Genomic DNA, 13,617 nt, shown 5'->3' with positions numbered 1-13,617 from the left:
TCGCGTATTGGGTACGGCTGTCACACCCCGCTGCGACAATCCCGGCATGGAACCCTTCACCATGGCGACGTACTGGGAGTGCATCGAGTCGCCGGAGAGCGGCCGGTTCATCCCCACCGCCTTCACGTGCTGGCACCACCCAGACCCGTCCGACCCCGAGGCCGTCGAGCACGCGCGACGCTTCCGGGGCTTCATCCGGCAGCAGCGCATGCACGAGCACATGCGGCACTACCTCACCGGACCCGACGGCGAGCGGACGGCCTTCGAGCTGACCGGGGAGGTCGGCCGGTTCGTCAACCACCCGTTGGACGGTGCCCTGCTCGACCCCGACCGGCCGCCTCTGCAGCCGGGCGAACCGGGGCATGAGATCCCCGTGCTGGACCCGGTGCACCCGTCGTTGGGACACGACTTCGTGTCCGCCGAGCACGGGACCTGGGTGCTCGTCGCACAGCCGCTGCACCAGCGCCTCACCAGCGTCGACACGATTCTGCGCATGAGCCCGTCCGACTTCGGGATGGCCCGCTTCGAGCTGCGCTTCGACGCCGCCGCCGCCGAGATGTTCGCCAAGGACGGACGGCAGGAGTGGATCGACCGTGTGAATGCCGAGCCGGACCCGGCGCTGCGCGCCGGCCTGCAGTTCATCTTCGGCGTCGACCGCCCCGACGGCCGGTTGCGCCACCTCTGACCGCGATCACTGCACCCACGACCTTCCCCGCACGCGCGGGGGTCAACTCCTCTCCGCGTAAGCGGAGGTCGAGGCAGCTGCCTCCCTGACCGCGTCCGCGCGCCCGACGGCGTGCCGGAGAGGCCCCCATGCTCACGTCCAAGAGCCGCCCCGTACAACTGCGGGGTCCGGCCGGTCGGCCGAACCCCGCAAGTCGTCCTTCGCCCTCGGATCAGTGCCCGGCGGCCACCAGGTCGCTCGGGTCGGTGTTCGCGCCGCACAGCACGACGCACACCTTCTCGCCCGCCCCGGGCCGGTAGCTGCGGCTGGGGGCGGCCGGGCGGCGCGGCAGGTCCCGGTAGGGCACGTGTCGGTCGGCGGAGGTCAGCGCCGCCAGCGCGGTGGCCGCGCCGTACTCGACCGCGATGCGCCGGTGGTCCCACAGCGCCTGCCGGGCCCGCACGATCTCGGCGTCGTCGACCAGGACCGAGTGGACGGTGCCCTGCTGCGCCGCGGCGAGGGCGGCGGCGGAGGTGCGGCGGGCGCCAAGGGAGTCCGCCGCGATGGAGTCGACCGGCACGTCGATCGGGTGGCCGGCGGCGATCGCGGCGTTCAGGGCCCGGCAGTTCTCCGGCTCCACCGCCACGACGCGCACGCCGTGGTGCGCGGCGGCCGTTGCCACGCCCGCGAACAGGCCGCCGCCGCCGACCGCGACCACCACGGTGTCCAGGTCCGGGAGCTGCTGGCGGATCTCGTCCAGCAGCGTCCCGGCGCCGGCGGCGATCAGCGGGTGGTCGTAGGCGTGGGAGGCCAGCGCGCCGGTCGCCGCCGCGAACTCCTCGCACGCCGCGAGCGCCTCCGCGTACTCGGAGCCGACCAGGCGCACGTCGGCGCCGTAGCCGCGCAGCCGCGCCACCTTCACCGCCGGGGCGGTCTCGGGCAGGAACACGGTGGCGGGAATGCCCTGCTGCTGCGCGGCCCACGCGCAGGCGAGGCCGGCGTTGCCGCCGGAGGCGATCGTCACGCCGACCTCGGGCAGGGTGCCGGCGTCACGGTGCGCGGCCAGGAAGTTGATCGCGCCGCGGGCCTTGAACGACCCGGTGTGCTGCATGTGCTCCAGCGCGAACCACACCTCGGCGTCCTGCTGGGGCCGGTCGTCGAGGGGGTCGCGGTGGGCGGTGCGGATGGCGCCCGGGTCCGCCTGGGCCAGGACGACCGGGCGCACCGCGCCGGCGATCCGGTCCGCGGCCGACTTCACGTCGCCGTAGGTGAGCTCGTGCACTGTGCTGCTCCTGGTGAAAGAGGGTCACGACCACGCGATGAGCTGGCCGGTGGTGGTCAGGCCGAGGAAGAACGCGAACGCGATCCGCCGGCCCCCCGGGGAGGACTTCTCGACCGCGTGGAAGTTCGCGGGGTTGAACAGCAGCCCGTCGCCGAGCTGCGGGGTGAGGCTGACGGACTGGCAGTGCGCCACGGTCTCGCCGCGGTAGCCGTAGTCCTGCCGGTACATCTCGTCGGCGGGCTCCCAGCGGTGCCGCCACACCGTGGTCTGCCCGCCCGCGGCCGGGACCGACACCCAGACGTTGAAGGCGAGTTGGGCGATCACCTCTTGGTCGAAGGCGGTGGTGGGGAACTCCCGGTTGATGTCGTCGAAGTGGATCAGCGCCCCGGCGTTGATCTCGCGCAGGGTGCCGCCGAACACCGGCCGCCCGGCGATCGTCGCCGCCGTCACCGCCGCGCCCCAGGCGGACCCGAGGCGCTCGAGGGCGATGGCTATCGGGTCCGGGCGCATCCCGGCGCGCTGCCAGGCCGCCCGGGCGGCGTCAGCGGCCGGCCAGTACCGGTCGAAGTCCAGGCCGCCGTCCGGCAGCCGGTAGTCGTTGAGCGCCGGGCCGAACCGGACGATCGGGGTGGGCACCCGAGCCGGGTCGTAGTCGGCGGTGGGCAGCCGGTCCATCGCCGCCATCGCGGCGGCGCAGACCTGCGGGGAGAGGAAGTCGGGGACGCGGACAGCTGCGAGGGTGCCAGCCGCGAGCGCGGCCAGGTGCCGGTCGGTGAAGCGGGTGTCGTCGACCGCGTTGAACAGCGGGTCGAGGGCCGTGGTGCGGGTCATCTCGCCTCCGTAAGGGCGCGTGAGCCTACCGTGACAGGTACGGTGTACCGTACGCTGTCCCGCATGCCAAGGCAATCGGACGCTCTTGACCGCGCTACGCCCGAACACATCGCCGAACAAGCACTTTTGATCGTCGATCAGGACGGACCTGGCGCTCTTTCCTTCCGCACTCTCGCCACCGCGCTCGGCATCTCCGTCGCCTCCCTGCAGCGCCGCTGCGGAGACATCGCCGGCCTCCAGGACCTGGTCCTCGACCAGCTCGCCACCCGCCTGCCCGAGATCCCCACCGACACCGACTGGGCCACCGCCACCGAACAGCGCTTCAGGGCCCTCTACGACCTCCTCGCCAGCCACCCCGGACTCGTCGCCCTGCGCGGCAACCGCCCCTGGCTCGGCCACGAGATGCTGCGCCGCCTGGTCGAGCCGCAGCTCGCGCACTGCATCGCCGCCGGCATGAGCCCCGACGAGGCGATCGCCACCTACCGGCGCCTGTACCTGTTCACCCTCGGCGCCGCCAGCAACGTCAACCACCGCGACCCCAAGGTCCCCCAGTCCACCACCCGCCAGGCCCTCGCCTCCCTCGACCCCGCCGAGTTCCCCGTCCTGACCGGCCACCTCGCCACGATCATCCCCGCGGTCACCGACAAGGGCGTCTACTACACCGGCCTGCGCCAGCTCATCGACGCCGCCCGCCCAGCACCCCGTACGAGGTGCCCGTGACCGGCGAGATGCTGCACCGCTCCTACCGCGGACTCCTCCCCTGGCCCGAACTCCTCCACGGCCGCCCCACCATCGTCTACCCGGCCGGACTGGGGGCGCTTCCTCCCAGCCCGGCCGACGGCTGGCGCGGCCAGCACGACTTCGACAACGCCGCCGACCCGCACCCGGGCTGGAGCATCCTCCTCGACGGCGAGAACCAGCTCCTCCGCACCACCGGACCCAGCGGCCTCTGGTACCAGGGCTCCCTCGCCGTCACCCGCGACTGGCGCCGCACCGCCCACCGCACCCGCCAAGTCCTCCAGATCACCGGCAACTTCACCACCCCCCTCGACTTCCCCGCCGCCGCCCGCACCCGCGCACTGCTGTTCTGCACCAGCACCCTCACCTTCATCGGCGACACCTGGTAGCCCCGCACCCGGCACGGCGACTCTCCCCGAGGAGCGCACGATGACCACCCCCGACACAGGCCTGGTACACCGACACCCATCCGGCCCGCCGCGCCCCGCCCCCGCCCCGGCACCCCAGCTGTGGGCCCTGCCCTACGAACCCGCCTCCGTCGGCACCGCCCGGCGCCTGGTGCGCGACCACCTGATCCGCTGGGGCCTGGCCGATCTCGTCGACGCGGCCATGGTGGTCGTCAGCGAGCTCGTCACCAACGCCGTCAAGACCAGCTGCCGCCGGCGCCTGGAGCTCGGGGTCGAGCTGATCGCCGGCGTCACCGTCCGCCTCATGGTGCGCGACGGTTCCTGCGCGATGCCCGTCCTCATTGACGTCAACGACAACGCCGCCGACGGCACCGAAGGCGGGCGCGGTCTGGCGCTGGTTCACCACCTCACCGGTCAGCGCTGGGGCGTGATCCCCGAGAGCGGCGGCAAGAAGGTCTGGGCGATCGTCGGGGGCTCCGTCCCGGGGGTCGAGGAACATCGGAACGAAAACTGGCGCTAAGCCCGGATCGCCGCTGGTGGGCGGCTGACGGTCTGTCGGCGCTGGGGCAGCTGTGAAGCCTTCCTACAGATAACGCCCTATTATCTGTGGTATCACTGAGCGCGACCTGCGGGGACGCCTTCCGCACGCTGCGTGAAGCGGCCCTGTTATCTGGGCCCTGTTCTCCCGAAGCTGCCGCGAAGTGACAAGTAGCGCTCTGTGATCAGAGTGCCGCTCGGTCAGACGGTACGGGGCGGGGCCCGGGGATGTCGTCGGCCCGGAGGGCGTCGAGGGCGGCGTGGGCCTGCTCGATGGCTTCGGGGTACGCCTCCACCAGCTCCCGGTCCGCGTCGTCCAAGAAGAAGAACCGCTCCAGCTCCGCGCGGGCGGGCGCCCCTCGGAACGCCGCGTACCCCGCGGCCTGCTCATCCGTCAGAAACTCGACCGGCACCCCGGACCTCCAGGCAGTTGATCAACACGACCGCCGAAGGTTCAACCACCAAGGAACCGCAGGTCAACGGGCTCCGGAGAGCGGAGAAGGCTTAGCGCCAGTTTTCGTTCCGATGTTCCTCAACCCCCGTCCCCCACGCCCACACCAAGACGGCCGGCACCCTCGCTTCCTGACGCCACCCCAGAGAACCACACCGCCCCGGCTATCCGCGCCCGCTACAGCCCCGCCCCGCCGGACCGTACGCTGGCACCCATGACCACGGCGCCCGACACCCTGCTACTCGAACTCGACGCCCTGCAGCACCGCGCGGCCGCCGACCCCGCCATCACCACCTCCACCACCCGCACCGAACGCCTGCGCACCGTCGTCGCCATGCTCAAGCGGGCCACCGCCGACTGCGAACCCCACCAACTCGCCACCCTCACCGACCTCCTGGCCGACACCACCATCGGCCACCCCTCCAACCCCGCCAGCCTCCTCGGCCGCGCCGCCGCCGGCGCCTACCGCACCCGCCCCAACGGCCGCCCCCTCACCCCCGCCACCACCCGCGCCCTCATGGACGGCCTCGCCGACCTCAATCACGCCGCCGGCCACCCCCCGTACTGGTGGCAGCAACGCGGACAACGCCCCTGGAGCAAACACACCCGAACCCCCCTGCAACCCGACGGCCACCGCGCCCTGCGCCGCGCCCTGAGCATCCCCTACGGCGACACCCGCCGCGAACGCTTCCGGCTGCGCCAACTCGCCGTCCTCGAACTCCTCTGGGACACCGGCGTCGAACCCTACGGCCTGTCCCGCGCCGACACCACCGACCTCGCACCCGACTGCTCCCACATCACGCTGCGCTTCGACCCGCCCGGCCGCACCGAGGCGACGGTGCGCACCGTCCCGCTCGGGCGCACCGCGCGCGCGGCGCTCCGGCTGTGGCTGCCCGCGCGCCGCCAGGTCGTCGCCGAGCACCTCGTCGCCGGACCGGACCATCCCGCGAACCAGGCGCTGTTCGTCACCCTGCGGCACACCACCGGGACCTACGACGACGGCCGCCCCCGCCAGATCCCGCCGGGCCTACGCATCTCCGACGACGGGCTCGCCACCAGCTACAGTGCCGCAGCGCGCCGCCTCAACGAGGAGCACCACGGTGAGCCCGGCTGGCCGGTGCCGACGAACTTCTACCTGATCACCCGCGGCGGCGCAGCAGCGGAACCCCCGGCGACCGGGAGCTGAAGACAGAGCGACCGCAGACCGCAGCGTGTCCGCGAGGATGCGGAAGGCGCCGGGCCTGCGGCCTCTGCCGAAGAGTCTGGACCGGCGTATTACTTAGACATTTCCGTCGGACAGGCCCGTTGGGCTGCGCAGTTCGGCCCACAGCAGGCTGCCAGCGGCATCGATGCTGTGCCCGATCTCGGCCACGCCCGCCAGGACCGCGAGGCTGATCCTGCGCCCCTCGTCCAAGTCGGGCTCCCCCACCGGCGACTGGCTGGTCAGACCGTTGTGGTGCACCTCGATCCGGATGCGGGCGCCACGCAGCTTGAGCTGCAGCGAGAAGGCCGCGGGCTGACGGTGCACCGCGCTGGTGGCCAACTCGCTGACGGCCAGCACCGCGTCGTCGACGACGCCCGGCGGCACCCCGCGTCCCTCCAGGATTCCGCGGACCCGGCGGCGCGCTACGGGCACCGCGCCCGGGACGCCAGGTAGCGTGATGGCCAGATGGTCGGGCTCGTGGTCCACTGCGCTCTCCCGGGCACGTCAGGTGGCGGTTTGTCACCCTGAGTAAACTGCTACAGAACAGTTTGCCCACTCGGGCCGCACCGGGAAAGCTGACTCGGAACGGGGCGGTGCGGCATAGGGAGAACGCGTCTTGGCCAGGGAGCGGCGTCCGGCGGGTCCGTGGACCTACGTCACCCTGGCAGACGACCTCCGCCGCAGGATCCTCGAGGGCGAATGGGCCCCCGGTGAACGCCTCCCCAGCCACCGCCAGCTGTGCGCCGACTACGGCGTCGCCTCCAGCACGATGGCCGCCGCCCGCGGGATCCTCGTCTCCGAGTTCCTCCTCCACGGCCAGCCCGGCGCCCGCCTGGTCGTCCGGCGCCCGGAGCAGCGGCGCCGGATTGAGCGCAACGGCCCCGCCGCCCGGCCGGTGGCGCAGCCACTGCGGGCGCAGGAGGAGATGGCCGGCCCGGCCGGGGAGTGGTCGTCCCGGACCAGGCCCGTGGCCGCCGACCACGCCATCGCGCATCTCCTGCGGGTCGCCCCGGGCGATCGGCTGTACGAAACCCAGTACATTCTGCGCGAGGCCGGGCGCACCGTGCGGGTGGCCACGTGCTGGGAGCCCGGCCAGATCGTCAGCGGCACCCCGGTCATGCTCCCGGAGGAGGGCCCGCTCGCCGGCCAGCCGGTCGAGCGGCGCATGGCCAGCATCGGGATCGGCCCAGTGACCGCGACGGACACCCTCGCCGCACGGCCCGCGAGCCACGACGAGGCGCAGGCCCTGTCGACCCGGCTCGGCGCCCCCGTCCTCGAGGTGCACCGCATCTACGCTGACCCGGACGGCCAGCCCGTTCACCTTGAGCGCAGCGTGGTGCGCGGGGACCGCTCCGCCATGGTCTACCGCCTACCCACGACCTGACGCCGGGCGCGGGAAACGGCGAAGCAGCCCCACCCGGCCGGAGCCGGGTGGGGTGAAGTATGGGAACGCGGGATCACGAGCCCCGGATCAGGTGGAAGTCGGCGGGGTCTGGATCCGGTACGGCCGCGCCGAGGTCGCGCAGTGCGGTCTCCAGTCGCCGGATGTACCGGCGCAGCGCGCCGGTGCGCTCGTCCTGGAGTCGGGAGTGCTCCTGCTGGGCTGTCAGGGCGCTCTGCAGGGAAGTCTGCTCGCACTCCAGTTCGGACACGCGGCCGCGGAGCCGAATCATCTCTTGGGCGAGCCCGGCGATCGTGGTGAGGTCGCCGACCGTCGGGGACGGCGTCTTCTGCTCCTCGTCCTCGTGGTCGCGGGGCCGGGAGATCTTGGCGACCAGAACCGATCCGAGCGTGGCGGCCGCCACTGCGACCGCCCCCCACACCCCGTCGCTACTGGGGTCCATCCGCACGCTCCATCTCCAGGGCCCGGATGCGGCGCAGGGCCGCCGTGTACCGGGCCGACATCGTGGCCACGACCCCGAGCAGGGTCAGCGGCGCGCACCAGGCCGGGACGGACGTCCACGCCTGCGGGTAGTTGCCTGTGGCCCATGCCAGGACGTAGGCCCCGGCCCAGGTCATCGGGGGCAGCGCGGCGCCGGCGAAGCCGACCACGTCTCTGCCGGGTCGGCGCACCGAGGTGACGGCGGCCGTGAGCCCGCACAAGATCCACAGCAGGCCCCACCACGGCAGCGGGCAGATCGACGTCAGCACCTGGACGCCGCGCTGGACCCCGTACCGCGGGTCGGTGATGATGCCGATCCCGTACGCGATCCAGCCCGCTCCGGTGGCCCACAGGGCAGTGCCGCGGAGGCCCACTCTCCGCCGGTACCAAGCCCCCGCGGCACTCACGTCACACGCCCTTGGTGTCGGACGCCGCGCGGGCGTCCGCGTCGGATCGCGGCGTGTGTCGGGCCCGGTAGGCGGCCACGAAGGTGATCGCGGTCGGGATGGCGGACAGGACGAACGGGGCGAGCCAGCCGGGCAGCACGCTGACGAGGCTGGGCTGGTCCTCGACGGCGGTGAGGCCGGCGAGCAAACCGGTCGATCCGAGGTAGGCGCCGACGGTGGCGACCTTGACCTTGGTCTCGATGGGACCGGACATGAAGTACCTCCAGGGTTGACGGGGGTTCAGGCGTTGATCCACTGGCCGTCGCGCACCCAGCCGTGGAGGCCGCAGCACTTCCACAGCAGTGACGGCTCCAGGTGCAGCGGCTCGCGGGCGACGAGCGTGTGGTTCGCGGTGCTGGCGCCCTGCCAGCGGTCGTTGGTCGGGCACCAGTGCCAGAACCACGGGTTCGGTTCGGGTTCGGCGGACGGCCAGCCGCAGACGATGTCCGGGGTGAGCTGGACCATGTCGTCCCACCAGGTGCACCACTCGGTAGGCGACGCCGAACGGTCGCGCATGCCCACCAGTCAGGTTGTCTTCGGTGCGGCCGGGGCGGTGGTGCTGGCCCCGGCGATGTCGACCTGGACGTGCACGAGGTCGTGCTCCAAGCCGTCCTTGATGCCCTGGCGGACGGCCTCGGTGATCTGTTCGGCCGTCAGGCCGTCCTGCTGCGAGGCCAGCAGCCCGGAGAGCGCGGTGACGGCGCCCTGCAGCGCAGTCACCTGTCGCTGGGTGGCCTCGCAGGTGTTCTTGAGGCCCCAGATCATGCTGTTCCACTGGTCGGAGCGCTCCTGGGAGAGGGTGGTAGCCAACTCGTCCTCCTCGGTGATGGCGGTGGGGGTACGGCCGGGCATCCACTGCCCGAAGTCGCCCGTCACCGCGGTGTTGTTGTCGACCTGGACGCCGCCGATCCGGGTCATCCCGGCCTGGCGGATGTGCGCGCGCGGCTCCCAGCGGCCGCCGGACCACGCCTCGGCCTGCCAGTACCAGCAGGCGAGGCCCGAGTCGGCGGCGGCCGCGACGATGCGGATCCCGCCGTACACGCCGACCTGCTCGGCGCGCAGCACGTCGCGCACGCCCCGGAAGTACGGCTCAACCTTCGACCAGGTGGTGTCGGTGTCGACCGCGAAGTACACCGGCCTGCCGTCCGGCATGCCGCACGCGGCGGCCTGGCGGACGGCCTCACGGGCGTCCGCAGCCCCAGCGGCCCGGCCGTCCAGGGCCCGGCCAGCGGTGGTCTCCCAGACCACGCCGCACCAGATCCCGACGGCGGCGAGCGAGTTGGCCTCGCTGCGGCTCAGGTTCTTCGACGGGTCCGTGGACAGGTAGCGCATGACGAAGCTGACGCCCGCGGTGGCCAGCGCGGCCGGGGCGGGCTTGGTCCAGGGGTAGTCGACGCCGTACGTCATCGGTTCTCCTCAGCTCGGGCAGAGGGTGTTCTGCGGGATCGGCACGGGCAGGGGGTCGACTCCGGCGCGGGTGATGCCGTCCGCGGACAGCAGCGGGCCCATGCAGCGCCACCACACCCACGCCATGTAGCGGTAGCCGGTGTCCCCGGGGTGCAGGCCGTCGGTCAGCAGCGCGGACGGGATCGCGGCGGACATGCGCGCCAGCGTCACCCGGGGCCCGGCCGCCGCCACAATGCCCGGCAGCAGTGTGTCGAAGCGTTGGACGGCCATGCTCGCGACGTCCCGCCCCGTGCCGTACCACGGCGCGATCACGTCGCCCACGACGATCCGCACCGCCGGGGAGTCCGCCAGGATCCGGCCCAGCAGCGCCTGCATCCGGGACGTCATCGCCGTGGCGTCGGCGCCCTGCAGCGCGTCGTTGACGCCGATGTGCAGCAGCACCACGTCCGGCTGGTACGTCGCCATCCAGCCGTCGATCTGCGCGGTCAGGTCGTCGATCCGCCAGCCGCTGTGCCCTTCGTGGCGCGGGTTGGGCTCCTGGCCGCTCGACATCGAGCCGACGTAATTGGCGGTCGAGAGCTGCTGCACGTCCACCATGTACCGGGCCAGCTCCCACCGGTAGCCGTCCCCGGTGCTGCTGCCCACGCCTGCGGTGATGGAGTCGCCGAGCGGCATGATCCGCAGGTGCTGGCTCACGTCGATCGGCGGCAGGACCTGCGTCGCCGCGGGCGCGGTCGCACCGGCCGGCAGCACGCTGGCGGCGAGCACTACCACGGCTGCGAGCGCGGCCCAGGCGGCCAGGCGGGAGCGCGGGCGGCGGCGGGGTATGTCAGGCAAGGGGCTCTCCCGTGGAGATCTGGGGGCCCGGGTCGGGCTGCGGGGCATCTGCGGGGTCGGGCTGCTCGCTGAGCGGCAGTGGTAGGGTGACGTCGGCGGATCCGGGCGGTCCGGACGGGGTGGTCACTACGGGCTCCTAGGCTTGGATTTGGGAGGCGGCGAGCACCGCGCACCGGACGGCGCCGGTGCCCGCGGTGCGCTGGGCCTGGACGCGGATCTCGACCTGGCCGAGCAGCGGGCCGGGTAGCACGAAGGGTCCGATGGTCGCGGCGGCGATGAGGAAGGTGACGGGCAGGGAGCCGGTCACAGTGCCGTTGACGGTGACCTGGACGGTCCCGGTCGTGCCGGCGAGGTCCGAGGTGTAGCCGAGGCTGATGTACGCGTAGGCCTGGTGTTTCTTGATCGTGAAGCGGTGGATGTCCTCGAAGGTGGACGAGGTCGAGGCGAGCCAGTCGGTGTAGCGGGCCGGTGCCGGCATCATGGGGATGTACGGCCGTGCGAGCCCCGTGCCGGCCACCGCGTCCTCGGACACCACCGTCGTACCGGCAAGGTCCATCCACGCCCACGACGTCCCCAGCGTCGCGGCGACGCTGGAGTCCTGGCGGCGCAGGACGCTCATCAGCCGGGCCGCCCGCTCCACGCCCTGGCGCTGCAGCTGCCTGATGGCCTGCCACATCGTCTGCGGGGTCGGCGGCATCTGGTCCTGCACGATGCCCATCAGGCTCCCTCCAGCAGGATCGGGGTGACCTTGTCCTGCGCCGGGTCCAGGTCCCAGCCGTACACGCGCGCCCACACCTCGGTGCCCTGCGGGTGCCGGGGCGAGGATTCGACGTGCAGGGCGATCGAGTCGCCCAGCCCCCAGTCCGAGCCGAGCCGCGGGGCCTGGGAGGCGACGGCCTCCACCGTCCAGGCCCGGCTGCCGGTGCCGAGCAGGGCCAGCGCCGCTGTGGCGTGGGCGTCGAGCTGTCCGGTGGTCTGGATGCCGGAGGCGGGCTGGTAGCGGTGCTCCCACAGCGGCCAGCCGGCTGTGAGCAGGTCGGTGGCCACGTGGGGGGCGGAGGTGATCCGGTAGGAGCCGTCGGCCTCGCCGCGGGCGAGGACGCTGGTGGCGCCCCGGCCGTTCTCGTAGGACTCGGTGAGGGAGTAGTCGCTGACGCAGCCCGGGAAGTCGAACCACGCCCCGGGAGGGGCGAGTTGGACGCCGATGGTCGGCCGGATCCGCAGCACCCACTGCACCGCGGTCTGCCCGGCGTCCGCCCAGACGGTGTCCACCGTCCACTCCGGGGCGCCGTCCAGGCCGGCCAGCTCGCCCAGGCATGAGCCGATGCTCTTGTCGTCGGAGTCGAGGACGGCGTAGTCCGTCAGCGTGCCGGACGCCGTGACGTCCAGGGCCAGTGCCGGTCCCTGGGTGAGCGCCGGGGTGGCGACCTGCTGCATCACCGTGCTGATGTCCGTGGCGGTGGCCTGGACGGCGCCGGGGTAGCGGCGGTCCAGGTAGGCCTCCATGGTGGCGGCGGCGAGGCGGACGGTCGGGCCGGAGCCGCCGGTGCGGGGCAGGACCGCGCCGGACCAGATAGGCAGGCTGGTGGCTGGGTCGACGGCGACGAGGGCGGTGCGGCCCGGGTCGGTGGCGGCCGTCCACTCCGGGGGCGCGCCGGCCATGGAGAGGGCGAAGGTGGACGAGGTCGAGGCGCCGAGGCGGCGGCTCAGCGGCGGCGACAGCGTCAGCGCGGGGAGGTCCTCGGCGATGCGGCCCGACGCGAGGTCGACGGCCAGCCAGGTCAGCAGGTACGGCGTGCCGGAGGTCACGCCACCCGCTCCATCGACATGTAGGAGTCCGTCAACAGGGTGGTGGGGTTGGCGTTCGCGGTGGCCTGCGACCACTGCATCTGCAGGTTCCCGGCGGTCGAGCTGACGCGCAGCAGGCCGTCGATGACGGCGACGGTGGCGACGGTGCCGGTGACGGTGCCGAAGTCGGCCTGGTCGCCTACCTGTTGGCGGATGGTGTTGACCGACCCGGCGTTGCTGCTGGCGGTGGTGGGCTGGCCGATCGCAGACCAGGAGAAGGTGGCCCCGGTGGGTGCGGCGAACTTCACCCGGAAGTCGCCGCTCGTGTCGCCGAGGAGGAACAGCACGGCGTGCACGATGTAGACACTGTTGGCGAGTACGGGCAGGAACAGGTCGGAGTCGTTGCCGGGCGAGGAGCTGTTGATGACCTGCTGGTTGGCGTTCTTCCGGGCGTAGGCGATCTTGCCGATCTGGGAGCCGCCGAGCGAGTCCAGCAAGCTGGCCTTCGTTGTCCCGTTGGCCTTGAAGTAGCGGAAGGAGTCTGTGTCGGCGTCGTAGAAGACCTGCCCGGGCCCGCCCGAGGAGGGCTCCGCGGTCGAGGTGGTGGGCAGGATCCCGCCCGGGGCGACCGTGTACGGGCGCACCGCGGTCGACACGGTCGCGGAGCCGGTGCCGCCGCCGCCCGTCGAAGGCACCGTGATCGTCGCCAGCGGCAGGTAGATCTCCGTCGCGCCCGGGGACGGGGCGACCGGGGTCGCCGACGCGGTGCCCGCCAGGTAGACCAGGTCGGCCCGGCGCAGCCCGCTGGAGTCCACGCTCGTGTCCCACACCCGCACGTAGACCAGGTCGATCCTGCTGAAGGTCGCGTTCGCGGCGGCGAGGGTGCCGGGGCTGCCCGCGGGGATCTGCACCCGGTACACGCCCTGCCCGGCGCGGGTGACGATCGCGGTGCCCGCGGACACGTTGATGGTGCCGGCGGACAGGGTGACGAGCAGGCCCGGGTCGCCCGGGCGCACTCCGGCGCGGGAGCCGACGCTGGTGCCGTCGGCCATCGCCATCGCGGAGTCCAACTTGCGCAGCTCGCCCTCGTCGTAGCTGATCGTCGGCAGCCACGTCGGGTCGGTCGGGGTGGTGGCCACGTGG

General features: G+C 72.7%; 19 protein-coding genes. 6 read left to right on the top strand and 13 right to left on the bottom strand.

Annotated elements, in window-relative coordinates; genetic code table 11:
• Window positions 1–46 precede the first annotated feature (46 nt).
• Window positions 47–685 carry a hypothetical protein gene (locus ACWEO5_RS02680; protein WP_452159465.1) on the top strand — a complete coding sequence of 213 codons (639 nt, stop codon included), beginning with the start codon at window positions 47–49 and terminating at the stop codon, window positions 683–685.
• A 211-nt stretch (window positions 686–896) separates the two neighbouring features.
• Here ACWEO5_RS02680 and ACWEO5_RS02675 read toward each other — a convergent pair whose 3' ends face one another.
• Window positions 897–1,946, bottom strand: coding sequence for a threonine/serine dehydratase (locus tag ACWEO5_RS02675; protein WP_452159463.1), 1,050 nt, complete (start codon window positions 1,944–1,946; stop codon window positions 897–899).
• Between the two features lie 24 nt (window positions 1,947–1,970).
• A complete protein-coding gene (locus ACWEO5_RS02670) occupies window positions 1,971–2,777 on the bottom strand; it encodes an L-gamma-glutamyl-L-propargylglycine hydroxylase BesE (RefSeq protein WP_452159461.1) in 807 nt (268 codons plus the stop codon).
• A gap of 126 nt (window positions 2,778–2,903) precedes the next feature.
• Between ACWEO5_RS02670 and ACWEO5_RS02665 the strand changes: the two genes are divergently transcribed.
• From ACWEO5_RS02665 to ACWEO5_RS02655, 3 genes are read left to right on the top strand one after another with little or no spacing between them, the layout of a single operon-like run.
• Window positions 2,904–3,497, top strand: a complete 594-nt coding sequence (locus ACWEO5_RS02665) for a TetR/AcrR family transcriptional regulator C-terminal domain-containing protein (protein WP_452159459.1) — start codon at window positions 2,904–2,906, stop codon at window positions 3,495–3,497.
• A complete protein-coding gene (locus tag ACWEO5_RS02660) occupies window positions 3,494–3,904 on the top strand; it encodes a hypothetical protein (RefSeq protein WP_452159457.1) in 411 nt (136 codons plus the stop codon). The genes ACWEO5_RS02665 and ACWEO5_RS02660 overlap by 4 nt, the downstream gene beginning before the upstream one ends.
• Window positions 3,905–3,944: 40 nt before the next feature.
• Entirely contained in the window at window positions 3,945–4,442 is a 498-nt protein-coding gene (locus ACWEO5_RS02655) for an ATP-binding protein (RefSeq protein ID WP_452159455.1), read from the top strand.
• A 202-nt stretch (window positions 4,443–4,644) separates the two neighbouring features.
• Here the strand turns inward: ACWEO5_RS02655 and ACWEO5_RS02650 are convergent, their stop codons facing one another.
• A complete protein-coding gene (locus ACWEO5_RS02650) occupies window positions 4,645–4,872 on the bottom strand; it encodes a DUF4158 domain-containing protein (RefSeq protein ID WP_452159612.1) in 228 nt (75 codons plus the stop codon).
• A 252-nt stretch (window positions 4,873–5,124) separates the two neighbouring features.
• Here ACWEO5_RS02650 and ACWEO5_RS02645 point away from each other — a divergent pair, with 252 nt between their 5' ends.
• Complete coding sequence (locus tag ACWEO5_RS02645; protein ID WP_452159453.1) at window positions 5,125–6,096, top strand: hypothetical protein; 972 nt, start codon at window positions 5,125–5,127, stop codon at window positions 6,094–6,096.
• Window positions 6,097–6,189: 93 nt separating this feature from the next.
• Here the strand turns inward: ACWEO5_RS02645 and ACWEO5_RS02640 are convergent, their stop codons facing one another.
• Window positions 6,190–6,600 (bottom strand): ATP-binding protein, encoded by a 411-nt coding sequence (locus ACWEO5_RS02640; protein WP_452159451.1) that lies wholly within the window; start codon window positions 6,598–6,600, stop codon window positions 6,190–6,192.
• Window positions 6,601–6,730: 130 nt separating this feature from the next.
• Here ACWEO5_RS02640 and ACWEO5_RS02635 point away from each other — a divergent pair, with 130 nt between their 5' ends.
• A complete protein-coding gene (locus ACWEO5_RS02635; RefSeq protein ID WP_452159449.1) occupies window positions 6,731–7,498 on the top strand; it encodes a GntR family transcriptional regulator in 768 nt (255 codons plus the stop codon).
• 73 nt (window positions 7,499–7,571) lie between these two features.
• Here the strand turns inward: ACWEO5_RS02635 and ACWEO5_RS02630 are convergent, their stop codons facing one another.
• The 9 genes from ACWEO5_RS02630 to ACWEO5_RS02590 form a co-directional block, all read right to left on the bottom strand.
• Entirely contained in the window at window positions 7,572–7,958 is a 387-nt protein-coding gene (locus ACWEO5_RS02630) for a hypothetical protein (RefSeq protein ID WP_452159447.1), read from the bottom strand.
• Complete coding sequence (locus tag ACWEO5_RS02625; protein ID WP_452159445.1) at window positions 7,945–8,370, bottom strand: hypothetical protein; 426 nt, start codon at window positions 8,368–8,370, stop codon at window positions 7,945–7,947. Before ACWEO5_RS02625 ends, ACWEO5_RS02630 begins: the two co-directional genes overlap by 14 nt.
• A 34-nt stretch (window positions 8,371–8,404) precedes the next feature.
• Window positions 8,405–8,656, bottom strand: coding sequence for a holin (locus tag ACWEO5_RS02620; RefSeq protein ID WP_452159443.1), 252 nt, complete (start codon window positions 8,654–8,656; stop codon window positions 8,405–8,407).
• 26 nt (window positions 8,657–8,682) lie between these two features.
• Complete coding sequence (locus ACWEO5_RS02615; protein ID WP_452159441.1) at window positions 8,683–8,958, bottom strand: hypothetical protein; 276 nt, start codon at window positions 8,956–8,958, stop codon at window positions 8,683–8,685.
• 9 nt (window positions 8,959–8,967) lie between these two features.
• Window positions 8,968–9,849: a glycoside hydrolase domain-containing protein gene (locus tag ACWEO5_RS02610; RefSeq protein ID WP_452159439.1), complete on the bottom strand. Its 882-nt coding sequence runs from the start codon at window positions 9,847–9,849 to the stop codon at window positions 8,968–8,970.
• Between the two features lie 9 nt (window positions 9,850–9,858).
• Window positions 9,859–10,686, bottom strand: coding sequence for an SGNH/GDSL hydrolase family protein (locus ACWEO5_RS02605; RefSeq protein WP_452159437.1), 828 nt, complete (start codon window positions 10,684–10,686; stop codon window positions 9,859–9,861).
• 136 nt (window positions 10,687–10,822) lie between these two features.
• The gene (locus tag ACWEO5_RS02600; RefSeq protein WP_452159435.1) at window positions 10,823–11,404 is read right to left on the bottom strand and encodes a hypothetical protein; all 582 of its coding nucleotides are present in this window, start codon (window positions 11,402–11,404) and stop codon (window positions 10,823–10,825) included.
• A complete protein-coding gene (locus ACWEO5_RS02595; protein ID WP_452159433.1) occupies window positions 11,404–12,495 on the bottom strand; it encodes a hypothetical protein in 1,092 nt (363 codons plus the stop codon). Before ACWEO5_RS02595 ends, ACWEO5_RS02600 begins: the two co-directional genes overlap by 1 nt.
• Window positions 12,492–13,613 (bottom strand): hypothetical protein, encoded by a 1,122-nt coding sequence (locus tag ACWEO5_RS02590; protein ID WP_452159431.1) that lies wholly within the window; start codon window positions 13,611–13,613, stop codon window positions 12,492–12,494. Before ACWEO5_RS02590 ends, ACWEO5_RS02595 begins: the two co-directional genes overlap by 4 nt.
• Window positions 13,614–13,617 lie beyond the last annotated feature (4 nt).

The organism is Kitasatospora sp. NPDC004272 (assembly GCF_053603035.1).
The sequence above is the reverse complement of the archived record's forward strand: the minus strand, read 5'-3'. Positions and strand labels throughout refer to the sequence as shown.